This is a genomic window from Leptotrichia massiliensis (assembly GCF_900104625.1).
Lineage (GTDB): Bacteria > Fusobacteriota > Fusobacteriia > Fusobacteriales > Leptotrichiaceae > Leptotrichia > Leptotrichia massiliensis.
In genome coordinates this window covers 1,350,369-1,374,792 of record NZ_FNVZ01000005.1, presented here as the reverse complement: position 1 = coordinate 1,374,792, position 24,424 = coordinate 1,350,369, and the positions used below count along the sequence as shown (strand labels likewise).

The following is a 24,424-nucleotide window of genomic DNA, read 5'->3' as shown; positions in this document are numbered from 1 at the left end:
AAGAACATGAGAACAATATTTTACCATCTTGTATTAGTCGGAACTTTTATTTATGGAAGTTTTGTTCATATATGGTATTTAATATTCAACAAAGGCGAAAAAAGATATAGATACGTGTGCAAAGTAGCCAAAAACTGGGGTAAAAATCTAATCTGGGGAGCTGGAAGCAAAGTAAATGTTATTTACAAAAATGGCAGTGAGGAAGAAATAAAAAGAATACGAGACACAAACGAAGCAGTTATATTAATTTCAAATCATCAAAGTAATGTTGATATTCCAGTATTGCTTGGATATTTACCACTTGACTTTTCATTTATAGCAAAGAAGGAAATGAAAAAATGGCCTGCAATCGGACGTTGGATGCGTTCCTTTGATTGTATATTTTTAGATAGAAAAAATGCACGGCAAGGAATGAAGGATATGAAAGATGCTATAAGTAAAATAAAAAAAGGGCATTCTTATGTGATTTTTCCTGAAGGAAGCAGAAGCGAAGATGGTACAATAGGTGAGTTTAAAAAAGGAAGTTTCAAACTTGCAACAGATACAAATGCCAGAATTTTGCCAATTACAATTGTTGGAACTTATGAAGTGCAAAGTCGTAAAAGTTTAAAGGTAACGTCAAACAAGGATATAAAAATTATTGTTGATAAGCCAGTAGACTTGAAAACTATGTCAAGAGAAGAAAAAAAAGAAGTTCACAACATTGTAAATAAAATTATAAAAGATAACTATGAAGAATATAAATTGTAAGCAGGGGATAATTTAATACTCCCCTGTTTATTGTGATTTATTTTTATAAAAAAGCACAGGATTAAATAATTAGGAATAAATTTAGGAGAAGTTATTTTATACAAAAAGGAAAGTGATGAGATGAAAGTATTATTAGCAACGAAAAACAAAGGGAAAATAAAAGACTTTGAAAAATTGACTGAGGGAATGGATTTGGAAGTTGTAACAATTTTAGATGGATTAGAGATTCCTGATGTTGTGGAGGATGGAGAAACTTTTGAGGAAAACTCTCAGAAAAAAGCAAAGGAAATTGCAGAATATACTAATATTATAACAGTTTCTGATGATTCAGGACTTTGTGTAGATGCTTTGGATGGAGCACCGGGAGTTTATTCGGCGAGATTTGGGGGAGAAAATGCGACTGACAGCGAAAAGAACCAAAAAATGCTGGAACTTCTGAAGGATGTGAAGAAAGAAAATAGAAAAGCACATTTTGTATCTGTTGTAAGTATTGCCTTTCCAAATGGGGAAATTCATTCATTCCGTGGAGAAATAGAAGGAGAGATTTTGTTTGAAGCAAGAGGTAACAATGGATTTGGTTACAATCCAATTTTTTATTCGTATGAACTAGGAAAATCATTTGGAGAAGCAGATGACGAAGAAAGAAAAAGTGTGAGCCATCGGGCAAGAGCATTTAGAAAGCTTATTGCATCAGGACTTCTGGAAGAAAAGTAAATATTAATTGTTTTTCAGACTAAAAAATAGATTTAGGTAAATTATAAATTTTGATTTCAGTTTTTAGTATTGTTTGTTAAATAAAAAAAAGGCTGGAAGGGAGCTGTTTATTATGGAAATTACTAATGAAAAAATTGAACTTAATGGATTAATTCATAAGGGAGTGGATAAAATTCTGATATTAATGGCGATATTGTCTATTGTTTATGGAATAGCATTTACTTTGCTGGAAAAAATTTCGGTTGCAAGGACAATTTCAGCTTTTTTGCCAGTTGCTGCCATTGTTGTCTGGATTTTATTTATTTTTTTGAGAATTGACAAGTTAAAAGTTGAAAATGGGGTGGTTTCATTAAATGGAAAAAAATTGGATAGTAAAAATACGACAGGATACATGGATAAATATGTGGGAACACCAAGAATACATTTGACAGTGAATGAAGAAAAAATATTATTTGAACCATATGTAAACCGTTACAGCAGAAGCGACACTTCTAATAAAATCACAGCAATCGGATTTTTCCTAAAAGAAAAAGGAATACCCGAAATACAGTATCAAAAAATTTATCGTAAAATCCTGCTTTTGAGATTAGTTATCCTTTTAGGAATAATGGCTCCATTAATAATAACAGTTTAGGAATTTGTTAAGGAGAGAAAAAATAAAAAATGTTAGTAAATTTGGAAATAAATAGGGAAAATCTAAAAAGGAACTTGGAAAAAATACGCTCTATAAATAAAAATATCATTTGTGTAATTAAAGACAATGCCTATGGGCTGGAAATTGAAAATATTTTTCCGATATTGCTAGAAAATAACTGTAATTACTTTGCGGTGGCATATATTGAGGAAGCGATAAAAATTCTTGAAATTCTAAAAAAATTTGAAAAAGAAAAAAAAATAAACTTTTTGAAAAATAAAAGAATAAAGATAATGGTTCTTAATTACATTGAGCCTAAAAATTTGAAATATGTGATAGAAAATAATGTTGAACTTACAATTTTTAATTTTTCACAATTATCTGATTACTTAAAAATTTTGGATAAATTTTTCAAAAATACAGTTTTGAAAATACATATAAAAGTAAACAGTGGAATGAACAGGCTTGGATTTAATGAAAATGAGATTTTGGAATTAATTGAAAAAATAAAAAAATATAAAATAAATTCTAAAAATAACAAACTGGAAATAATCTCTATTTTTTCTCATATTTCAGATGCGGAAAATCAAATTGAAACTGAAAAGCAAGTTGAAAAATATGAAAATATTTTAAAGATATTTGACAAAAATAATGTAAAATACCAGTACAAACATTTGCAGGCAAGTCCGTTGCTTTTTAAATACGGAGAAAAATACAATTATGATTTCGCACGTATTGGAATGGCACTTTATGGAATGGAGCCTTTATCTTATGATGTGGGATTATTAGACGTTATAACAGTAAAGTCGCAAATTATAAACATAAGAAATGTGAAAAAAAACGATAAAATTTCCTATGGAAGTAAAGGCATTGTAAACAGAGACTCTAAAATAGGCATTGTATCAATAGGCTATGCACACGGATTTCAAAAGCAAATTGAAAATTCAGAAGGAGCATATGTTTTAATAAATGGTAAAAAGGCAAAAATTGTTGGAGAAATTTGTATGGATATGATTTTTATTGATTTAACGGACATAGAAAATGTAGAAGTAAATGATGAAGTTGTAATTATTGGGAGTCAGAAAAATGTTGAAAATGGAATTACTGAAAAAATAACATTGAGGCAAGTGGCAAAGTGGGCTGGGACTATACAGGACGATGTGCTGACTAAGTTTTCGGGAATAAAAAAACAGTAAATTGATTTTATTTAAATCTTTTTACTGTTTTTTAGTTTTTGAATTTTTAAAAATTATAGGCTCTAAAAAGATATGAAAAAAAATAACTATCACAACAATAAATATCAAAGGGTTTATTTTATAAGCATGATAAAAATTGCCCTTTATCAATTGTATAAATGCTGTTGTTAAGCCTTCACTCCAATAATGGATATGTAATGGTTTTAAAACAAATCCAAATGGTGACGGTATTTTAAAATAATATCTTATAGAAATTATAAATACAAGTGATATGTACAAAATAAGATTGTTTTTATGATAATTAAATAATAAGTTAAAGTATTTTTTCATATTGATTTCCAATTGTATTAAATTAGTTTATTATGTAAATATTTTAAATCTTAAAAAATTTACATGTTAAATTAACCGATAGGTAAAGAGTCAAAAACTAATTTGTAGTTAAATTCTCTAGTTCTATTCATAACTAAAAACCAGTCAACGATAGTCCAAATACCACATCCACCAGCAGTTAATAATTTTATTATACCTAATCCAATTTCTTTTAGAAGAAATCTATCAATACCCCAAGAACCAAGAAAAAGTGATAAAAGTAGCATTATCATAGGATCTTTTAATTGAATTCCTTGAATTGCGTTGAACTGATTTTGTGAAAGTTTAGATAATCTTGCTTTAAGTTCATTTATTGAATCTTCTGGAAAAAATTTAGCATTCGCCATAATGTATTGTTGTACAAAATCAGGGTTAATTCTATCTGATTGCGGATTAGTAATATCATTCATAACAAATTCCTCCTTTAATAAATTATGCATTAATTATATAATATAATTTTAGTGAATGCAATAAAAATTTTAATTTTAGAGAAGTAAAGGAATTATACAAACGAATTTAAAAAGCAAATTGGAAATGAAATTACTATTGAGGCAATTAGCGAAGTGGGCGGGGACAATGCAGGATGATGTGCTGACTAAGTTTTCGGGAATAAAAAACAATAGATTAATTTATAGCTTTTTACTATTTTATCGCATTTTATAATATATTTCTTTTTAAATAGTGAAAGTCAAAACAAAAAAAGTTATGAAACTAAAGTTGTTTTTTACAAGATTATTAAATAATTATATTTCTATTTTTCAAATGGTAAGTGGTCTACTATAATAAAACTATAAATGAAGTTAATGAAAAATTGCAATTTTAATAAAAATAAGATATAATTAATAAAATAATCTAAAAAATGGAGGCTGTTTTTATGGTAATAGCGATTGTAGAAAATAATGGTTTGAGAAAAGAAGTAAAATTAGGATTCTCATGGACGACATTTTTTTTTGGATGGTTTGTGCCTTTATTTAGAGGTGATAAGGAGGAGGCGATTATGTTTTTGATAACTGGATTTTTAGCCGGAATTATCGGTAGTTTTACTTTTGGACTTGCAATAATCGGATACCGTGTTTTTATTGCATTAAAATATAATCGAATGTATGCAAAAACTCTAATTGAAAAAGGATGGGAACCAGCAAGCGAAAATGATAAACAGCTATTGATTTCAAATGGTGTAATTATGACTAGCAGCAACGAATAATATTATTACAAAGAATAAAAATATGACTCAAGAAATTGTATTAACTTATAATTACTTGAGTTTTTTATTTATTATAAAGTTAATGAAATTAGCAAAATAATATCAAAAGTTAGTGATAATTTAGCTGGTTGTTTAATATTATAAGTATAAATATTAAAAAAATTAGATATATTCGTAAATTCTTTAACTAGAACATTGAAAAAAGATGTAAAAAATTGTAAAATAAATTATAAGTAAAAAAATATAAAGAAAGTAGGGAAAGTAAATGGATTTAAACAAATATGAAACGCTTAAAGAGAGATTTTTGAAATATGTTAAAATTGAGACTAGGTCCGATGAGAAAAATGAGAGCATCCCATCCACACCAACACAGATTGAGTTTGCCAAAATGCTTGTAAAAGAGTTGGAAGAAATAGGAATGGAAGATGTATATGTGAATGAAAATTGCTTTGTTAATGCAACTTTGAAAAGTAATGTTGATAAAGATGTGAAAACTATTGGATTTATTGCACATATGGATACTGCTGATTTTAATGCAGTTAATGTAAATCCACAGATTGTGGAAAACTATGATGGGAAAGATATTGTTTTGAATAGGGAGCAAAATATTGTACTTTCTGTGGACGAATTTCCTAATTTAAAGGATTATGTTGGGAAAACTGTAATTACTACTGATGGAACAACACTTCTGGGAGCTGATGATAAGGCTGGAGTTGTGGAAATTATTGAGGCTATGAAATATCTGATTAACCATCCAGAAATCAAACACGGAACAGTAAAAATAGCGTTTGGGCCTGATGAGGAAATTGGGCGTGGAGCAGATAACTTTAATGTGGATGAATTTGGAGCGGATTTTGCTTATACAATAGATGGTGGACCAGTGGGAGAACTTGAATACGAAAGTTTTAATGCAGCTGGAGCTGTATTTAAAATAAAAGGTAAAAGCGTTCATCCAGGAACAGCCAAAGGAAAAATGATAAATGCAAGTTTAATAGCAGGAGAAATTATAAATAGTTTCCCAGCAGATGAAGTGCCTGAAAAGACAGAAGGATATGAAGGATTTTATTTTCTTGAAAAAATCCGTGCAAATTGTGAAGACGCTGAATTATCATATATTTTAAGGGATCACGACAGACAGAAGTTTGAAGAAAAAAAGAAATTTGCTGAAAATGTTGCAAAAAAAATTAATGAAAAATACAAAAAAGAATTAGCAACAGTTGAAATAAAGGATCAATATTACAACATGGGCGAAATCATAAAGAATCACATGGAAATCGTAGAAATAGCAAAAAAAGCAATGGAAAACCTTGAAATAAAACCAATAATCAAGCCAATCCGTGGAGGAACAGACGGCTCAAAAATCTCATTCATGGGACTTCCTACGCCAAATATTTTCGCAGGTGGGGAAAATTTTCATGGGAAATACGAATTTGTAGCACTTGAGAGTATGATTCTAGCAACTGATGTAATTGTGGAGATTGTAAGATTGAACGCTGAAGGAGAGTAAAAAAATGCGAAAGGCGGCATTAAAAACTTATCTGTATGAAATAATTTTTATATTAGTTTATAAATTAAGCATGGATATATTTTTGAGAGTGTCTTATTTTGTATATTTTTTATTATGGATATTGTCAGTAATAATAATGATATATTTATTTCCGTATTTAATACTACTTTTGATAGGAAATCATTATTTATTTGTTAAATTAGATCCTAAAAAATATATTTTAATAGTAGAAAAAATGTACAAAATTTTTAAAATTAATATTATGAAAGATTTTAACAGAATTAATTTATCAGTTTGTTATTGGCTGCTAAACGAGAAAGAAAAAGCGTTAAAGTATTTAAATAAAATAAAAATAATTAGATTAACGTTGCCAATAATAAAGTTCAATTTAGCTAAAACATATGAAGAAATTGGAAATTTTGAAAAAGCAAAAGAGTTATATAAAGAAGTGGCTGAAAAAGGGAATAAACTTTATATGGGTAAAATTGCACAGGAGAAAATTTTGGAACTAAGTTAATAGAAGGAGTGATTGAGAATGAAAAAAATTTTATTGGTGAGTTTTATTTTATGTAACATCTATGGATTTTCCGCAAAAGTGAGCGTTCAGAGGAGTAGCACTTTAAAAAGTGAAAATAAAGATGGCAAAAACATTGGTGAAATGACTATAAAAGATACGATCAAGGAAATTAGTGAAAATGATAGAAAAAGATTTGAAGAGATAGATTTGGAAAAAAAAGAGAAAAAAGAGGTTATAGATTTAACTATGAAGGAATTGACTGAGCTCGGAATCAATAAAAAATCTATTGAAACAACATTTAAGGCAATCGAAGAAGAAAGTGATTATGACAAAAGAAAGAAACTATTTTTGCAGGCGATAGAAGAAGACAAAAAGAATTATTTGCCATATTATTATTTAGCGCAAGAGGCGGATAATATAAAAGTTGCGATGGAATATTATAAGGATGCGATTAAGGCAAATCCTAAAAATCCGATGGCTTATACTAATCTTGTAGCAAAATATGGACAGGCAGGGATGGAAAAGGAGCAAGTGGAGCTTGCTAAGAAAATGATAACATTGTTTCCAGAGTTTCCAGAAGGATATTATTCGATAGCTGCAATAGATTTTCAAAATGAAAATTATTCAAATTCAATAAAATATGCAAAATTGGCGATAGATAAATATGATAAAATGAAGAAACTGGATTATTCTTATGTTACAGAATCAGCAAAATACAGATATAAGGCGGATGCTCAGTATCTTGTATTTTTAAATTATATTCAAATGAAAAAGTATGATGAAGCATTTGAATATTCTAAAGAAGCATACATTTTTATGGCTCAACATGATAATGATTTGAGATTTCAAATTTACAGTATGCTTGCTGATTTTACAGAAGAGATAAAAAATAAGAATAAGGAAAAATATAAGGAATATATTTCAAAATTAAATGCACTAAGATTGGCAGAAGAGCTTGTGAAGGCAAATAATAAAATAAAAAGTGGAAAAGCAGGCGATAAAACTATAAAATTTAGCCCTTTAAAAGCAGATTAAATTTAAAAATGAAACATATAAAATAAAAATATAACAAGGAAGGATGTTGATTGAAATGTTTGATTTGGCTGGAGAAGTTGCTCTTGTCACGGGCGGAGCAAAAGGTATAGGAAAAGGTATTGCAAAAGCATTGAAACAAGCTAGAGCAAAAATCATTATAGGAGATATCGATAAAGAAAAAGGTAAGGAAACAGCAAGTGAACTGGATGACGAATTTTATTATCTTGATGTTACAGATAAAGAACAAGTTCAGTATGTTGTCCAAAGCATTTACGAAAAATATGGCAAATTAAGCATCCTATGTTCAAATGCGGGAATTTTTCCACAAGTAAGCATTGAAAATATGACAGAAAAAGATTGGGATAAAGTTCAAGATATAAATGTAAAGGGAACTTTTTTTGTAGCACAAGCAGTACTAAAATATATGAAAAAACAAAGCTATGGGCGAGTAATACTGACTTCTTCGATTACAGGGCCTATTACAGGATTTTATGGATGGGCACATTATGGTGCTAGTAAAGCCGCACAGTTGGGATTTATGCGAAGTGCAGCATTGGAGTATGCAAAATATGGAATTACAGTTAATGCTATTCAGCCAGGAAATATATTAACAGATGGATTGATAGAGGCTGGAGAGGAATATATGAAAAAAATGAAGGATATAATACCAGTATATACTTTGGGAAAACCTGAAGATATTGGATACACAGCAGTTTTCTTGGCCAGTCGAGAAGCTGGTTTTATTACAGGTCAAACAATAATTGTAGATGGTGGGCAGGTATTACCAGAAACTCCCAATATGTAGGAAATAAAAGATTACATTATGATTAAACTTAGTTTAAGTTTGGAAAAATTGTAAAAAAATCTTTTAAAAAAAGTATTGAAATTATATCTTGTTTTGTGATAAAATGATATAATTTAAAATAAGGCAAGAAAAGTAATACAGAAGAGTCTAGTTTCATAAAATTTTCTCTTGATTTACTAAATTTGCAAATTTGGAAATTAAAAATAAAACGAGGAGGATATTTAAAATGAGTCAAAAAGATAAAATTGTAATTTCTGAAGGATTAACTTTTGATGATGTGTTATTAATCCCACAAGCATCAAGTGTAGTACCACATGAAGTCTCTTTAAAAACTAATTTAACTAAAAAATTGGTGTTAAATATTCCAATATTAAGTGCAGCAATGGATACTGTTACAGAATCAAAACTTGCAATTGCACTTGCAAGAGAAGGTGGAATAGGCTTCATTCATAAAAATATGACGATTGAAAGACAGGCTGAAGAAGTGTCGAAGGTAAAAAGATATGAAAGCGGTATGATTACAAATCCAATTACATTGAAGGAAGATGCTATTTTAAAAGATGCAAATGACTTGATGAAAAATTATAAAGTTTCGGGACTTCCTGTAGTTGATAATGACGGTAATTTAAAAGGAATTATTACCAACCGTGACTTGAAATATAGAGAAGATTTATCATTAAAAGTTGTAGATATTATGACTAAAGATAACTTGGTAACTGCACCTGTTGGGACGACTCTTGAAGGTGCTAAATCAATTCTTTTAGAAAATAGAATTGAAAAATTGCCAATCGTTGAAGGTACAAAATTAAAAGGATTAATTACAATTAAAGATATTGACAATGTTATAAATTATCCTAATGCGGCAAAAGATGAGCAAGGTAGACTTAGAGTTGGGGCAGGAGTTGGAGTTGGAACTGATACAGTGAGAAGAGTTGCAGCTTTAGTAGAAGCTGGGGTTGATATTATTGCTGTTGATTCAGCACATGGACATTCAATAGGAGTTATTAACAAAATAAAAGAAATTAGAGCGGCTTTTCCTGATTTAGACATTATCGGAGGAAATATTGTAACTCCAGAAGCAGCGCTTGATTTGATAGAAGCAGGAATAAATGCAGTGAAAGTAGGAGTTGGACCAGGGTCAATCTGTACAACTAGAGTTGTGTCAGGAGTTGGAGTTCCACAAATTTCGGCTGTAATGAATATTGCGGAAGTTTGTAAAGACAAAGGAATCGGACTTATTGCCGATGGTGGAATAAAATTATCTGGAGATGTTGTAAAAGCCATTGCGGCTGGAGCAGACTGTGTTATGCTTGGAGGAATGCTTGCGGGAACTGATGAAGCGCCAGGAGAAGAAATTTTATATAATGGAAGAAAATTTAAGACTTATGCAGGGATGGGTTCACTTGCGGCTATGAAGAGAGGAAGCAGCGACAGATATTTTCAGCTTGAAGCGGCAACAGAAAAATTAGTTCCAGAAGGAATCGAATCAATGGTTCCTTATAAAGGTGCATTAAAAGATACAGTTTATCAAATTTGCGGTGGACTTCGTTCTGGAATGGGATACTGCGGAACAGCTACAATTGAAGATTTAAAAGAAAATGGAAAATTTGTAAAAATAACAGGAGCAGGATTGAAGGAAAGTCACCCACATGATGTTATAATTACGAAGGAAGCACCTAATTATAATAATTCAAATAATTAAAATTAAAGGAATTTGTGAAAGGATGAGAATGAATAAATTAAAAAAAATAGCACTTTTATCAGTATTGGTGTTTGGAATAAGTGTTTTGTCTTATTCCTATGAAGATTACTATCAAAAAATTTATACAGTGAAAATTTCTAAAAATGATTTGTTTAAAATCGTAAATGCAACTAAAAATCAGCAAAAAAAATTGTCAAAAATATTTGATGAATATCAAAAAAAGGCTGAGAGAGTAGAAAAGGATTTAGTCCAGTTTGATGGGAAAAAAGCTAAAATTGGTAAAATAGAAGAAGACAGATACAGAGCAATTGCAAGAGTTTTGTCAAATGAACAGCTGGAAGCTTATAATTCTTATATAAATTCCCAAAAGAGCTTGTTTAACGAAAAAAATGATAAAGTAAAAAACTTTATTGACAGTATGGATTTGTCAAATGAGCAAAAAGTACGTATTTTGAAATATGAGCGGGATTTTAAACGAGAAGTCGGTAAATTAAAGGATCAAAGATTGACAGAAGAGAATTTTATTGAAAAATATCAAGAATTAAAGCAGGAAAGAAATGAAAAAATGCGTACAGTTTTGTTAGATGATCAGGTAAAATTGATAGAAAATTTTTAAAGTATTGACAAAAGTTATAAAAAAATGTTAAAATACAACGATTAATCACACTTTGTATTGTTTAGAGATAGGGTGTTGCAATTTTATAATTTATTTTTGAAAAATTTTTTGTTTAAAAAAATAGAATAAAATAAAACATGAAAATTACAATCTGTCTTTTAAAGAAAAGTGGGAGAAAAACCAAAAAAAAATTAGGAGGAAAAACGTAATGGCAGTAATTACAATGAAACAATTATTAGAAGTAGGAGCACATTTTGGACATCAAGCAAAAAGATGGAATCCTAAAATGAAACCTTATATCTTTACAGAAAGAAATGGAATCCACATTTTGGATTTACACCAAACTTTAGGAGCAACTGAAGCAGCTTACGAATTTGTAAGACAAATTTCTGAAGAAGGTGGAAAAGTATTATTCGTAGGAACTAAAAAACAAGCTCAAGAAGCTATTAAAGAAGAAGCAGAAAGAGCTGGAGGATTCTATGTAAACCACAGATGGTTAGGTGGACTTTTAACTAATTTAGACACAATAAAAACAAGAGTAAAAAGATTAAAAGAACTTGAAGAAATGGATGCTGACGGAACTTTAGATGAAGCATACACTAAAAAAGAAGCAGGATTATTAAGAAAAGAAATGGCAAAACTTTCTAAAAATATTGGTGGAATTAAAGAAATGAACACTTTACCAGCTGCATTGTTTGTAGTTGACATCAAAAAAGAATTCTTAGCATTAGAAGAAGCTAAAAAATTAGGAATTCCTGTAATCGCATTAATCGATACAAACGTAGATCCTGATTTAGTAACTTACAAAATCCCAGCAAATGATGATGCTATAAGATCAGTAAAATTATTTGCACAAGTTATTGCAAATGCTGCAATTGAAGGAAACGGTGGAATCGAAAATGTTGTTGAAGGAGCAGAAGTAGAAGTTCCTGCAAACGAAGAAATCGCTGAAGAAGTTGTTGAAGAAACTACAGAAGCGTAATTTAAAAATATAATCCAAAAATTGAATAAAAATAACAGGGGAATAAAGCCATTCCCCTATTCTCATAAAAATAGCAATTAAAAAATAAAAAGAACAACCTCATATTTCTATTGGTCAAGAAATAAAAAGGAAAGGATGAGAAATCATGAAAAAAGTTTTAATGGGATTATTTTTAATAGCAAGTTTAAGTATTTTGGGTATAAATAAAGGAAAATCTCCAATGGAGCATGATATAAATTATGTATGGTATCATTATGAATTGGATTCTAAGTATGAAAACCTATTTTCAAAACAAAAAAAGGAATTTAAGGATAAGTGGGACATTTACCAAGATAAGAATGATCATAAAAATTTTATTGTGCTACTAAAAAAATATATTGAGAAATATCCAAACGATGCTTATGCCTATGAAGCTCTAGGTACAATGTATATGGCAACGAATAATTTTAAGGAAGCAGAAAAAAATTATTTAAAAGCTATGGAGCTGGGAGATAATGATACAGCGAAATTTTCTTTAGTTGTTCTGTATAGCAAGAAAGAGTTAAATAATGATAAAGAAAAATCAAAACTTGCTGAGAAATATTATGAAGAACTAAAAAAAGAAGGATTCAAATCATATGACAGCCTTGAAATTCTTAGAGCTTCTAAAACTGGGGCATTACTAGGAAGTGCTAAGGCGATATTTGGATTAGCGGCTTATTATGATAATTATGAAAACTATAAAATATCAGAAAAATATGCTACAAAATTTTTGGAATTTGATAAGGAAAATTTAGATAATTTAACGTTTTTAAGCAACGCATACATTGCTCAAAAAAAATATGCTGAATCAGAAAAACTATTTTTACCACTCGCTCAAAAAGGAATGATGCAGGCACAATATCTTTTAGCACTTGGATATTATCACGCTGGAAATCTTAAGGAATCAGAAAAATGGGCTAAAAAGACGCTGGAAAAACCTGAAAGAAAACAGTCAGATGATATTGAAGCAGCGAAAGAATTGCTGAATCGAATAAATTCAAAATTAAAAGAATTAAATAAAAAATAAAGGGAATGGTGAAAATTATGAAAAAAGTTTTAATTGGATTGTTTTTGGTAGCAAGTTTAGGTGTTTTAGGTGCAAAAAATCAAACTCTAGATACAGCAAATGATGTAAAAAAAGGAAAATATTTTTTAGATCATGAGATAACTTATGTAGAAGCTCATTATGAAATAGATCCTAAATATGAAAATATATACTCAAAAGAAAAGAAAGAGTTTAAAGATAAGTCGATAGCTTATGTGAATAAAAAAGACTATAAAAGTTTAGCCGAACTATTCAAAAAATATATTGAAAAATATCCAGATGATGCTTTTGGTTACGAAACTTTAGGTACAACATACATGGCAATAGATAATTTTAAGGAATCAGAAAAATATTATTTAAAGGCTATAGAGCTTGGTGATACTGATACTGGTAAATATTCATTGGCTCTTTTGTATATTGACGAAGATTTAAATAAAGACAAGCAAAAAATTGAACTTGGTAAAAAATACATCGAGGAATTAGAAAATGAAGGATTTAAATCTCATTATAGCCTTAAGGATCTTAGGAATACTAAAAATACTGCATTAATAGGAAATGCTTATGCAACATTAAGATTAGCGGCTTTTTATAGTAATTATGGAAATCATAAGATGGCAGAAAAATACGCAACTGAGTTTTTAGAATTTGATAAGGAAGATGTCCAAAACTTGAACATATTGAGTGAAGCATATATTGCTCAGAAAAAATATTCAGAATCAGAAAAATTCTTTTTACCACTTGCTCAAAAAGGAAATTCACAAGCACAATACCTTTTAGCACTTGGGTATTATTATGCTGAAAATCTTAGAGAAGCGGAAAGCTGGGCTAAAAAGGCGTTGGTGCAAGCTGAAAAAAGAAAACATTCAGATAATACTAGAGCAGTAAAAGAATTATTGAGTTTTATAAATTCAAAGTCAAAAATGCAAAATAAAAAGTAGGTGGAAATTATGAAAAAAGTTTTAATTGGATTGTTTTTGGTAGCAAGTTTAAGTGTTTTAGGTGCGAAAAATACAAAAAAAGCAGCAAGTACCCAAAATTATACTAAAAATGTAAATAATCAATATTCTGTAGTAGATGGAAACCTTATGAATATGTATTCAAAAGAAAAAAATGAATTTAAGAATAAATATATTGCTTTAACTGAAAAGAGAGATAAGAAAAATTTAATTGCATTATTAAAAGAATATGTTAAAAAATATCCAAATGATGCTTACGCTTATGAAGAGATAGGAACTGATTATGCTATATTAGGTAATCAAAAAGAGGCAGAGAATTATTATTTAAAAGCAATTGAGTTAGGAGATAATGACACAGGAGCTTACTCACTGGTTTTATTATACAGTGATGAAGATTCTCTAAAATTATTAAATTTAACTGCTAAAGAGAAAAAAGAAAAAATGAACATAGCAGATAAATATGAAAAGCAACTATCAGATGCTGGTTTTACACATGACAAACTTAAACAACTTAGAGAACACAAACAAATGGCATTAATTGGTAATGCATACTCAATATACCGATTAGCACTCCATTATTATGGTACTAAAAATTATAAGATGGCAGAAAAATATGCGAAGGACTTTTTAGAATTTGATAACGAAAATCCAGAAATTTTAAATATGCTAAAAAATGTTTCAAAATAATTTTTGTGAATAATAAGTTAATCGTTAAGCAAAATAAGAGATAAAGGGAATGATGAAAACTATGAAAAAATTTTTAGTTGGACTATTTTTAGTAGCAAGTTTAAGTGTTCTAGGTGCAAATGTAAATATCGAACGTAAATTAAGCACTGATAGGGAAGATAAGTTTTTAATGCTGGATGAAGTTAGTTATGTACCACATTATGAAAAATTTATGAATACTTATGCAAAAGAAAAAGATGATTTTAGAAAAAATTTCCGAGCTATGCAGGAAAAAAATGATAATAAAGGTTTAATTGCTCTAATGAAAAAATACATTGAAAAATATCCAGATGATGCTTATGCATACGAAGTTATGGGATCATTATATGTTTCAGAGAATAATACAAAGGAAGCTGATAAATATTTTTCAAAAGCTATTGAATTAGGTGATGATGATACTGGTAAATATTCTTTTGTTCTTTTATATGCAAATGAAAAAAAGGGAGCCAAAAGGAAACAGGCTGATAAATATTTTGAAGAATTATCACAAGGAAGTTATTCAGAAAGAGGGCTTAGGGAACTTAGAATAAGTAAAACCGAAGCATTGACTGGTAATGCTTATGCGATATTAAGATTAGCAGCTTTTTATTATGATTCTGGACATCCTAGACAAGCTGAAAAATATGCAAAAGAGTTTTTAGAATTTGATAAAGAAGATTACTTTATTATAGAAATGCTGTCTGGAACATATTTTGAACAAAAAAAATATGCGGAAGCAGAGAAATTTCTTTTACCACTTGCGAAAAAAGGGAATACACAAGCACAATGGTTTTTAGCAATGGTATATTTTGAAACTAAGAAGTTTAAAGAAGCAGAAAGCTGGGCAAAAAAGGCATTAGATGGAGCTAAAAAAGAAGGTTCTTTTAGTAAACATATAGAACAATTATTAATGATGTTAGATGGAGAATTAAATAAATAAAAAATTAAAAATATAGGAGGAAATAAAGTGGCAATTACAACAGCACTTATTAAAGAATTAAGAGAAAGAACAGGAGCAGGAATGCTTGACTGTAAAAAAGCTTTACAAGAAAATGACGGAGATATTGAAAAAGCAATTGACTGGTTAAGAGAAAAAGGGATTGCTAAGGCAGCTAAAAAATCTGGAAGAGTTGCAGCGGAAGGATTGGTATTTGCAGCGATTTCTGAAGATAGAAAAAAAGGTGCTATCTTGGAATTCAACTCTGAAACTGACTTCGTTGCTAAAAACGATGAATTCAAATCTTTTGGAGAAAAATTGGTAGCATTGACTTTAAGCCATGATTTAACAAGCGAAGACGAATTAAAAGCATTTGAACTTGAAGGAAAAACTGTTGAAACTCATTTGACAGAATTAATCGCTAAAATTGGTGAAAATATGAATATTAGAAGATTAAAAGTTGTTTCAACTGACGGATTCATCGAAACTTATATTCACTTAGGTGGAAAAATCGGTGTATTATTAAATGTTAATGGAGAAGCTACTTCTGAAAACATTGAAAAAGCAAAAGGTGTTGCAATGCATATCGCAGCAATGGATCCAAAATATTTGGATAAATCACAAGTTACAGCTGATGATTTGGAAAGAGAGAAAGAAATCGCAAGACATCAATTGGAATCAGAAGGAAAACCAGCTAATATTATTGAAAAAATATTAGAAGGAAAAATGAGAAAATTCTACGAAGAAAACTGTTTAGTGCAACAAAAATATGTTAGAGATGACAGCGTTACTATCGAACAATTTATTGCCCCAAGTACAATAAATTCATTTGACAGATTTAAAGTTGGAGAAGGAATCGAAAGAGAAGAAGTAGATTTTGCTGCTGAAGTAGCTGCACAAATTTCTGGAAATTAGTTTTACTATAAGGGGAATGAATCCCCTTATTTTTTCGCAAATTTTTAAATAATTGTTTTAGACAAAGCATATTTATTTAATTTATAAAATTTATGGAGGTTCCTATAATGCTTAAATATAAAAGAATATTATTAAAACTAAGTGGAGAAGCACTTGCAGGGAATAAGGAATTTGGTTTTTCAAATGAAGTGCTTGAAAGTTTTGCAAAACAGATAAAGGATGTACATGAAAAAGGTGTACAAATTGCTATTGTTATCGGTGGTGGAAATATTTTCCGTGGAATAAGCGGGATGGAAAAAGGCTTTGACAGAGTGACTGGAGATACGATGGGAATGCTTGCGACAATTATGAATGGACTTGCACTGCAAAATGCAATTGAAAGCATAGGAGTACCAACGAGAGTCATGACAGCACTTCAAATGCCGCAAGTAGCCGAACTTTATATTAGACGTAAAGCAATAAGACATCTGGAAAAAGGAAGAGTTGTTATTTTTGCAGGTGGAACAAGCAATCCTTATTTTACAACAGATTCTTCGGGAGCATTAAGAGCTGTGGAAATCCAGGCAGATGTACTTGCGAAAGGAACAAAAGTTGATGGAATTTATGATAAAGATCCGATGAAATTTGATGACGCTGTAAGATACGAGACAGTAACTTTTGATGAAGCTATTTCAAAAAATCTTGGAGTAATGGATACAGCGGCACTTTCATTATGTAGAGAAAATCATATGCCGATTGTGGTGTTTAACGCTTTGGAAGAAGGAAATATATTAAAAATGGCTCAAGGCGATAATATAGGAACAACTGTAAAAAAATAATTGACAGAAAATATAATTTGATATAAAATATTTTAATAAAAAATAAAAAGGTGGTAAAAATGTTAGAAGCAATTTTAAAAGAAGCTGAAGAAAAAATGCAAAAATCTGTAGAAAATACAAAAACAAAATTTTCTCATGTAAGAGCTGGGCGTGCGAGCGTTTCTATGCTTGATGGAGTAACTGTGGAAGCTTATGGTTCTGCTACCCCACTTAATCAAGTTGGAACAGTTTCAGCTCCAGAAGCTAGATTATTGGTAATTGATCCTTGGGACAAATCATTAATTCCAGCAATTGAAAAAACGATTTTACAGGCAAACTTAGGATTTAATCCGTCAAATGATGGGAAAATCATCAGACTTGTAGTACCAGAACTTACAGAAGACCGTAGAAAAGAATATGTAAAAATGGTAAAAAAAGAAGCTGAAGAAGGAAAAGTAGCAATTAGAAACGTGAGAAAAGAAGTAAACAATAAACTAAGAAAACTTGAAAAAGATAGTGAAATCACAGAAGATGAACTAAAATCAAGCGAAGAAAAAGTACAAAAATCAACTGATAAATTTATCGCACAAGTTGACGATGCTTTGAGTAAAAAAGAAAAAGAATTGCTGACAGTTTAATTTTTAGAAAAAAATTTATAAATGAAATAAAAATAGGGAATTATGTCTAATTTTGTTAGAATTAGAACAGTTCCCTTTTTATATTTTAAATAATACTTGAGATTTATCTTCATTTAGAAATATTATTTCCAAAATAATTTATCAAATAATGTTTTTCGAGGTGGCATTCCTTCCAGTTTAACTCCATTTTTAATCCAGTATGTTTTTTTGGAAATATCATAAAGTGGCTTGTCTGCCAAGCTATCAGAATAAAATTCTGTGATTTCGTACTCAAAATCATTTTGTTTTGCCCATTCGTTCAATTTCTTTACTTTTTCATCGCCTTTATTATTTTCCCCATCAATTTTAGCAATGAAAGTTTCCTTGTTATCGTTTACAAAATTTGTACCAAAGACCTTGTCATAGCCAAGTGACAATAAAAATTTTTCTATTAGAAATAATGGGCTTGCAGAAGAAACGATAACCATTTCGCATTCTTTTTTGTTTTTTTCCAGTTCGCTTTTTATCCACGGATAAATTTTATGTTTTTTTGTTTCCCAAAAATCTGCGACTAATTGTTCAATTTCTTCTCTTGAATGAGTTTCCAAAAATTCAAAATATCTTTCTTTCAAAGTAGTCAAATTTATTATTTTTATTAGATAAAAAAGTAAATCCTTTGAATATTTTATCAAAAATAAAATAGATTTTAGTGGATATTTTTTTAAATAAAATGTGGAAAAGTTAACACCAGTTTCTCCATCGTAGATTGTTTTGTCAAAATCATAAACTATAATTTTTTTTTTCATTAATTAACTCTCTTTCTTTGATTATTTTCGTTTAAAACCAATTTTTGATATACAGTTAAGTTATTAGCAGATTTATTAAAATTTTTGCATGGAAAATTCCAATGTTTTTCCGTACAAAACATATTTTGTATTTTGCAATTCTTTAATATTTTTTGTATTTAAGGCACACATTATCATTTTGCATTCAGTTTTCCAGTTTTCCACAATTTTGATTATGCTTTCAACATCATATTTTACAGCTAATTCTAAAATCGTTCTGGAAAGACCGACAGCCTTTGCTCCTAAAACTAAGCATTTTATTATATCTAGAGGATTTCTTACACCGCCACTTGCGATAATTTCCACTTTGTCAGTATAATCTTTTAAGTTTAAAAGGCAGGAAACCGTAGTTTGTCCCCAGTTATTAAGGTAATCAAGGCTATTTTCACGTCGCATATTTTCAATAAAGGCAAAACTTGTGCCACCCCGTCCGCTTATGTCAAAAGTTTTTATTCCCATCCTAATTCCATGTTTTATAGTATCTTCAGTCATTCCAAAGCCAACTTCTTTTAAAATAATTGGAATTTCTATATTTTGAACAAATTCTTTCAAATTATTTTTCCATTCGTTAAAATTTCGGCTGCCTTCTGGCATAATTAATTCCTGCATCAGATTTACGTGAACTTGTAAAAATAGTGGATTTAGAGCTTTTATAGCAGCAATTCCAGCTGTGTAATTTTTATCAATTCCAATATTTGTAGCAAGCTGTAAATCTGGATTTTCTTTTTTTACAATCTTAAATGAATCATCATCAGAATTTTTTAGAGCGGCACTATACGAGCCTGTTACAAATAACAAATTGCATTCATTCGCAACTTTTGCCAGTTTTTGATTAATTTTTTTTGCATTTTCACTTCCGCCTGTAATTGCGTTAATAAAAAATGGAAATTCAAAATCGTGGCTTGCAAAATGAGTTGATAAATCAATTTCATCCAGATTATATTTTGGAATGGAACTATGAATAAGTTCAACATCGTCAAAGCTGTTATAGTCACTTTCGTGTTCCAATGCATACTTGATATGATCATCTTTTCTATTTTTCATATTTCTCCTATTTTTTATAATTTTTCAACATACAGCAATTCAATCCCAAATTTTTCCCATCTATCAATAATAGTTTTTGTATCATTTTTATTAAAGGAAAGGGCAATTCCGCAATCTCCACCGCCAGCACCGCTACTTTTGGCACAAATATCCAGTTTTTGGGCAGAATTTACTAATTTTAATAATTTTTGGCTATAGATATTTTCATTTAAGTTTTGAAGTAATTTCCCATTTTTATTAATGCATTTTTTTATCATTGGCTTATCTCCATTTTTCATGGCAATCCTCAAATCTTGTACGGTATTTTCTACATTTTTTAAAAAGTTTTCATCAATGGAACTTTTTACGATGTTTATTAAATTACTGGAAATAGCAGGTTCTTTTGTCCAGCCGACTAAAAAATTACAATTTAAATTGTTTTTGTTAAACTGAAGTTCGGAAATTTCGTAATTCCAGTTAGTTTTTAGAACACTTTCCAGAGTTTCGTTTTTCATTAACTCACTAATTTTTTTTCTGTCAAAGGATTTATAAAAAATTAAGTTTCCGTAGGAAATGCAGGCTATATCGCCCATAGATCCGTTATCTCCACGTTTTAGCAGCACATAGGAAGACAGCTTGAAAAGTATTTCCTTTGAAATTTCAAGATTGTAGAGGCTTAAAATGGATTTTATTGTTAAAACAACAACACTTCCGCTTGAGCCAATTCCTAGTTTTATGTCATCTATTTCCATTTTTCCATTAATTTCTAGATTAAAAGGCTTAATTTCCAAATTTTGTAATTTTAAATATTCATTCATAACGGATATTGCTTCACAGATTAGTGAATAATTTTTATCAAAAATTTGTGAAGTTTTTTTATCGAAAGCAGTTTTTTCAAGAGTTATGGCATAATCAAACATATCTGAAAAAATTGTGTATTTATCAGCAAAATTTATTTTTGAAGTCATAAAAATATTTATGTTTTTTATGATTGCACTTTGTCCAGCTGTTAGAATGGAATATTCTCCAGCAATATAAAGTTTTCCACAAGTTTGATTAGTTATTATTTTATTTTTCATTTTAATATTTCTTTCTTTTTTATAATTTTTAATTAACAAATTATACCACAAAAAATGGTTATAGTAAAACAGCTTTATGATGATTTTTTTGATTTTTATCAGTTTGATTCTGGCTTAATTAAAGATATATTTTAATATTATCTGACGAGAAGTCCCTAACTTCTGTAAATGAAAAAAGTTCGCATAATTGACAATACAAATATAATGTGATAACATTAATTAAACAAATTGAAAAAAGGATGTGATTTGAATGAATGAAGTAATAAAACAATTGCAAAATAGACGTTCTGTAAGGGAATTTACAGGGGAAACGATAAAAGAAGAAGATTTAAAGACAATACTTGCGACTGCTCAAAGAGCTGCAAATTCAGTTAATGGACAGCAGACTTCGTTAATTATCATAAAAGATAAGGAAAAATTGGAAAAAATTGCAGAACTTTGCGGAGGACAGAAACATATTACACAGGCTGGTGCTTTTGTATTTGTCTTAGTTGACTTTCATCGTGGAGTTTATGCTGCAAATTCTGTTGGAAAGAGAAATATTGGACCAAAATCTGCGGATGGATTGCTAGTTGGTGCAGTGGACGCTGGAATAATGGTAAATGCATTGCAAACTGCGGCTCATGCACTTGGATACGGGACTACTGTAATTGGGGCAATAAGAAAAGCAACAAAAGAATTTATAAAAATGTTGGAACTTCCAGAATATGTATTTCCAATTGTTGGGACTACTATCGGAGTGCCTGTTGAAAGAAAATTGACAAGAGTAAAACCAAGAGTTCCATTAGATACATTTGTATTTGAAGATACTTATAATGCGAAAAAAGTGGAGGAAGGAGTGGAATTTCACGAAAAAGACACGATAGAATGGCGTGAAGAAAATGGTACACCACAATTACCTTCATACAAGGAAATGATTGCAAGAATTTACGAAAATTTCTATAATACATCAAAACAGGACTTGGAAGATCAGGGATTCAGATTTGCTGATGAACTGGATAAGAAATAATTAATGGAATTTTTTAGAACGGAAATTACTAGATTAAATTATTTTTGAAATTATAAAAAAATAGGGAAAATTCTAAATTTCTTTAATTTTTATGATTTAATATGGCTTAGTTTTAAAAGTAAAGTGGGAAAGAGAAAATATTATGAATTTTTTAGCACATTCGCTGATTTCGTTGGAAATTGATGAAAAGGCAAATAAAAAAACGCTGTATGGAAATTTTACCGGAGATTTTTACAAAGGGTTAGTTGATAAAATAGATCTTTCTGATGAATTGAAAGAAGGAATTGTCTTACATAGGATAATAGACGGCATTTCTGATAGGAATGAGAATTTTCTAAATGAGTTGCTTACAGAAAAATTTGGTATTTTTAAAGGAATTGTGGCAGATATGTTTATTGATCATTTTTTATCCCAAAATTTTAATAGATTATTCAATGAAAATATTAATAATATTGAAAAGAAAATATTGTATAATGTATCTGAAAATCAAAAAGTTTTTCCAAAAAATTTTGTTGGAACTTTCAAATGGATTAACAGTGAGAAAGTAATGTCAAATTACAAAAATATTGATTTTTTGGAGCGTGCATTTTATGGAATTTCTCAAAGAGTTAGAAAAGGAGAGATTTTAAAATTAGCTGTGCAAGAATTAAAAAAAGGCTATAATTCTTTTGAAGAAAGATCAATAAACGAATTTTTTTATGTAAAAGAAGAAAGTATAAAAAAATTTTTTGAAAATAAAGTTTGATTTTAGAGCGTTTTTGCTATAATTTTGATTTTTAAATATAGTTTAATAGAAAGAAATTGGAGGAAGAAGAAAAATGATAAAATTTAAAAAAGTAAGAAAAATGCTAATGGGATTAATGGTTGTGGGACAATTAATAGCTGTACCAGCTGTGGCAAATGCAGCACCATCAAAAGAGTCTGTAGAAGTAAAAAAATATGATTCATTAAAAGCAGCAGCAGAAGACTATGCAAAAGTTTTGCAAGAAATTTCAAATTATGGTTCAAGACAGATGTTAAAATCTATAAACCCTGATGTTGATAAATATGTTGCTAAAAAAAATAATGCGACATTAAAAAAACAATGGGAAGATTCAAATACAATGCTTATTGAGCAGTTTGATGTATCTGTTTACAAAGTGAATGAAAATGGAAATGAAGGTGAAGTTGTATTTTTGATAAAAGGATACGATGAAAATGCTTTAAATAAGTATTTGGGAGATAATGCTAGTAAATATGTAGAAAAAGTTGATAATTCAAAAGATGAAATAGAAGTTAATATTGATAAATATATAAAATTACAGTATGATTATCTAACAAAAACAAAAAAAATTAATTTAGCTACTTCAACAGTTAAATTTAAAAAAGGTAGCGACAATAAATGGCAAGTTGTTAAATAAATAACTGTGTAACAATTAAAAAATAATTTTTGAAACTTATAGAATTTTGATATTTTATAAGTTTTTTTTATATATAGAATTTATTTAAAAATAATTTTGTTAAAATTTGTTTAATTTTTTCATTTTGCTTATTTTTTATTTTTTAATCTTTTTTAAAAAAATAATATTTTATAATTAATATGAAAACACAAAGAAATTAGTATTTAATTAATTTTGCTTTTCAAAATGTGTTTTTTATCAAAAAAACTTGACATATTTTTTTTTATAGGGTATACTAAGATTGTTTCAATAGTCTTTGTAAAATGATACGGATTTAATAATTTTATAAATAAAAAAAAGGAAAATCTTGAGGAATAGTAAGTTTTGTAAAGTTGAGCTATTGTATCCGTTGTGTCAAAAACATTGATTTAATGAACAATTTAATAAAATTAGAAAAAGATTAAAAAAAGAAATATTTTTTTAGAGAGTAAGAAATTTTGTGTTTTTAAAATAGTAAAAAAATTATCGTTTTTTAATTATAACTGTACAAATAAAGAAAAGGAGACAAGTCAACATGATATAAAATAAGTTTTTCTTATGAATATGTATTATGTTGCTTTTGCTGTATAAAATTTTATGAATGATTGTATGTGTTATTAATTAGAAAATAGAAAATTTGATTTTATGAGAAATTTCTTATCCCAAATAGGAAGTAAAAAAGGGCTATAAGCGAATTGAATATTGCTTTTTGGTAATTAATTCGTTAATCTAAAAAATTATTTGAACTTAAAATATTGTATATAAATTAATATGGTAACTAACCATCTTCTTGACAAATTAAAAATTTAGTTTATATCTAGTATTATAAGGATTATAATTTTAAAAATAAAAAAGTAGTTAATTTTTTATTTGTTGAAATCACTATCACTCACTTACCAATTTTAACAAAAAATTAATTATTTCTACAAAAAATCACTTATTAGTGCTCTTAGTAACTTTCACTATATATTGTTTTTATTTATTTTTCTGAATTTATTATAGTTTCAAAATCATGTTTTTAATCTT

General features: G+C 28.8%; 27 protein-coding genes. 22 read left to right on the top strand and 5 right to left on the bottom strand.

Going from position 1 to position 24,424, the window contains the following annotated elements:
- Positions 1-6: 6 nt before the first annotated feature.
- The 4 genes from BQ5344_RS10560 (at position 7) to alr (ending at position 3,294) form a co-directional block, all read left to right on the top strand.
- On the top strand, positions 7-750 hold the full coding sequence (locus BQ5344_RS10560; RefSeq protein WP_071125277.1) for a lysophospholipid acyltransferase family protein: 744 nt from the start codon (positions 7-9) through the stop codon (positions 748-750).
- Positions 751-870: 120 nt separating this feature from the next.
- The gene (locus BQ5344_RS10555) at positions 871-1,464 is read left to right on the top strand and encodes an XTP/dITP diphosphatase (protein WP_071125276.1); all 594 of its coding nucleotides are present in this window, start codon (positions 871-873) and stop codon (positions 1,462-1,464) included.
- Between the two features lie 112 nt (positions 1,465-1,576).
- Entirely contained in the window at positions 1,577-2,098 is a 522-nt protein-coding gene (locus BQ5344_RS10550; RefSeq protein WP_071125275.1) for a hypothetical protein, read from the top strand.
- Positions 2,099-2,127: 29 nt separating this feature from the next.
- Positions 2,128-3,294, top strand: coding sequence for an alanine racemase (alr, locus tag BQ5344_RS10545; RefSeq protein WP_071125274.1), 1,167 nt, complete (start codon positions 2,128-2,130; stop codon positions 3,292-3,294).
- Between the two features lie 21 nt (positions 3,295-3,315).
- Here the strand turns inward: alr and BQ5344_RS12625 are convergent, their stop codons facing one another.
- Both BQ5344_RS12625 and BQ5344_RS10535 read right to left on the bottom strand, forming a co-directional pair.
- Positions 3,316-3,624: a DUF2752 domain-containing protein gene (locus BQ5344_RS12625; protein ID WP_071125273.1), complete on the bottom strand. Its 309-nt coding sequence runs from the start codon at positions 3,622-3,624 to the stop codon at positions 3,316-3,318.
- A gap of 71 nt (positions 3,625-3,695) precedes the next feature.
- Positions 3,696-4,073, bottom strand: a complete 378-nt coding sequence (locus BQ5344_RS10535; protein WP_071125272.1) for a TM2 domain-containing protein — start codon at positions 4,071-4,073, stop codon at positions 3,696-3,698.
- A 464-nt stretch (positions 4,074-4,537) separates the two neighbouring features.
- Here BQ5344_RS10535 and BQ5344_RS10530 point away from each other — a divergent pair, with 464 nt between their 5' ends.
- The 15 genes from BQ5344_RS10530 to frr all read left to right on the top strand — a co-directional run bounded on the left by BQ5344_RS10530 (position 4,538) and on the right by frr (position 18,045).
- Positions 4,538-4,867, top strand: coding sequence for a hypothetical protein (locus BQ5344_RS10530; protein ID WP_071125271.1), 330 nt, complete (start codon positions 4,538-4,540; stop codon positions 4,865-4,867).
- Positions 4,868-5,132: 265 nt separating this feature from the next.
- Positions 5,133-6,374: a peptidase T gene (gene pepT / locus BQ5344_RS10525; RefSeq protein WP_071125270.1), complete on the top strand. Its 1,242-nt coding sequence runs from the start codon at positions 5,133-5,135 to the stop codon at positions 6,372-6,374.
- 4 nt (positions 6,375-6,378) lie between these two features.
- Positions 6,379-6,891, top strand: a complete 513-nt coding sequence (locus BQ5344_RS10520; protein WP_071125269.1) for a tetratricopeptide repeat protein — start codon at positions 6,379-6,381, stop codon at positions 6,889-6,891.
- An 18-nt stretch (positions 6,892-6,909) separates the two neighbouring features.
- Complete coding sequence (locus tag BQ5344_RS10515) at positions 6,910-7,926, top strand: tetratricopeptide repeat protein (RefSeq protein WP_021770223.1); 1,017 nt, start codon at positions 6,910-6,912, stop codon at positions 7,924-7,926.
- A gap of 43 nt (positions 7,927-7,969) precedes the next feature.
- A complete protein-coding gene (gene fabG / locus BQ5344_RS10510) occupies positions 7,970-8,731 on the top strand; it encodes a 3-oxoacyl-ACP reductase FabG (protein ID WP_235846152.1) in 762 nt (253 codons plus the stop codon).
- Positions 8,732-8,957: 226 nt separating this feature from the next.
- The gene (gene guaB / locus BQ5344_RS10505) at positions 8,958-10,433 is read left to right on the top strand and encodes an IMP dehydrogenase (protein WP_071125268.1); all 1,476 of its coding nucleotides are present in this window, start codon (positions 8,958-8,960) and stop codon (positions 10,431-10,433) included.
- 28 nt (positions 10,434-10,461) lie between these two features.
- Positions 10,462-11,049 carry a viral A-type inclusion protein gene (locus tag BQ5344_RS10500; RefSeq protein WP_071125547.1) on the top strand — a complete coding sequence of 196 codons (588 nt, stop codon included), beginning with the start codon at positions 10,462-10,464 and terminating at the stop codon, positions 11,047-11,049.
- Between the two features lie 208 nt (positions 11,050-11,257).
- The gene (rpsB, locus tag BQ5344_RS10495; RefSeq protein WP_071125267.1) at positions 11,258-12,031 is read left to right on the top strand and encodes a 30S ribosomal protein S2; all 774 of its coding nucleotides are present in this window, start codon (positions 11,258-11,260) and stop codon (positions 12,029-12,031) included.
- A 145-nt stretch (positions 12,032-12,176) separates the two neighbouring features.
- Positions 12,177-13,079: a tetratricopeptide repeat protein gene (locus BQ5344_RS10490; RefSeq protein ID WP_071125266.1), complete on the top strand. Its 903-nt coding sequence runs from the start codon at positions 12,177-12,179 to the stop codon at positions 13,077-13,079.
- A 17-nt stretch (positions 13,080-13,096) separates the two neighbouring features.
- Positions 13,097-14,035, top strand: coding sequence for a tetratricopeptide repeat protein (locus BQ5344_RS10485; RefSeq protein WP_071125265.1), 939 nt, complete (start codon positions 13,097-13,099; stop codon positions 14,033-14,035).
- Between the two features lie 9 nt (positions 14,036-14,044).
- Positions 14,045-14,740 carry a tetratricopeptide repeat protein gene (locus BQ5344_RS10480; RefSeq protein WP_071125264.1) on the top strand — a complete coding sequence of 232 codons (696 nt, stop codon included), beginning with the start codon at positions 14,045-14,047 and terminating at the stop codon, positions 14,738-14,740.
- A 49-nt stretch (positions 14,741-14,789) separates the two neighbouring features.
- Positions 14,790-15,698, top strand: a complete 909-nt coding sequence (locus BQ5344_RS10475) for a tetratricopeptide repeat protein (protein ID WP_235846151.1) — start codon at positions 14,790-14,792, stop codon at positions 15,696-15,698.
- Between the two features lie 27 nt (positions 15,699-15,725).
- Complete coding sequence (gene tsf, locus BQ5344_RS10470; RefSeq protein WP_006804740.1) at positions 15,726-16,610, top strand: translation elongation factor Ts; 885 nt, start codon at positions 15,726-15,728, stop codon at positions 16,608-16,610.
- Positions 16,611-16,702: 92 nt separating this feature from the next.
- A complete protein-coding gene (gene pyrH / locus BQ5344_RS10465; protein WP_071125263.1) occupies positions 16,703-17,428 on the top strand; it encodes a UMP kinase in 726 nt (241 codons plus the stop codon).
- A gap of 59 nt (positions 17,429-17,487) precedes the next feature.
- Positions 17,488-18,045 carry a ribosome recycling factor gene (frr, locus tag BQ5344_RS10460; RefSeq protein ID WP_036071947.1) on the top strand — a complete coding sequence of 186 codons (558 nt, stop codon included), beginning with the start codon at positions 17,488-17,490 and terminating at the stop codon, positions 18,043-18,045.
- 122 nt (positions 18,046-18,167) lie between these two features.
- Here the strand turns inward: frr and BQ5344_RS10455 are convergent, their stop codons facing one another.
- The 3 genes from BQ5344_RS10455 to BQ5344_RS10445 form a co-directional block, all read right to left on the bottom strand.
- Positions 18,168-18,830, bottom strand: a complete 663-nt coding sequence (locus BQ5344_RS10455) for an HAD family hydrolase (protein WP_071125262.1) — start codon at positions 18,828-18,830, stop codon at positions 18,168-18,170.
- A 75-nt stretch (positions 18,831-18,905) separates the two neighbouring features.
- Entirely contained in the window at positions 18,906-19,913 is a 1,008-nt protein-coding gene (fni, locus tag BQ5344_RS10450) for a type 2 isopentenyl-diphosphate Delta-isomerase (RefSeq protein WP_071125261.1), read from the bottom strand.
- A gap of 14 nt (positions 19,914-19,927) precedes the next feature.
- On the bottom strand, positions 19,928-20,971 hold the full coding sequence (locus tag BQ5344_RS10445; protein ID WP_083378244.1) for a phosphomevalonate kinase: 1,044 nt from the start codon (positions 20,969-20,971) through the stop codon (positions 19,928-19,930).
- Between the two features lie 250 nt (positions 20,972-21,221).
- Here BQ5344_RS10445 and BQ5344_RS10440 point away from each other — a divergent pair, with 250 nt between their 5' ends.
- The 3 genes from BQ5344_RS10440 (at position 21,222) to BQ5344_RS10430 (ending at position 23,380) form a co-directional block, all read left to right on the top strand.
- The gene (locus BQ5344_RS10440) at positions 21,222-21,980 is read left to right on the top strand and encodes a nitroreductase family protein (RefSeq protein ID WP_071125260.1); all 759 of its coding nucleotides are present in this window, start codon (positions 21,222-21,224) and stop codon (positions 21,978-21,980) included.
- Between the two features lie 142 nt (positions 21,981-22,122).
- Complete coding sequence (locus tag BQ5344_RS10435) at positions 22,123-22,725, top strand: ACP phosphodiesterase (protein ID WP_071125259.1); 603 nt, start codon at positions 22,123-22,125, stop codon at positions 22,723-22,725.
- Between the two features lie 73 nt (positions 22,726-22,798).
- On the top strand, positions 22,799-23,380 hold the full coding sequence (locus BQ5344_RS10430; RefSeq protein ID WP_071125258.1) for a hypothetical protein: 582 nt from the start codon (positions 22,799-22,801) through the stop codon (positions 23,378-23,380).
- Positions 23,381-24,424 lie beyond the last annotated feature (1,044 nt).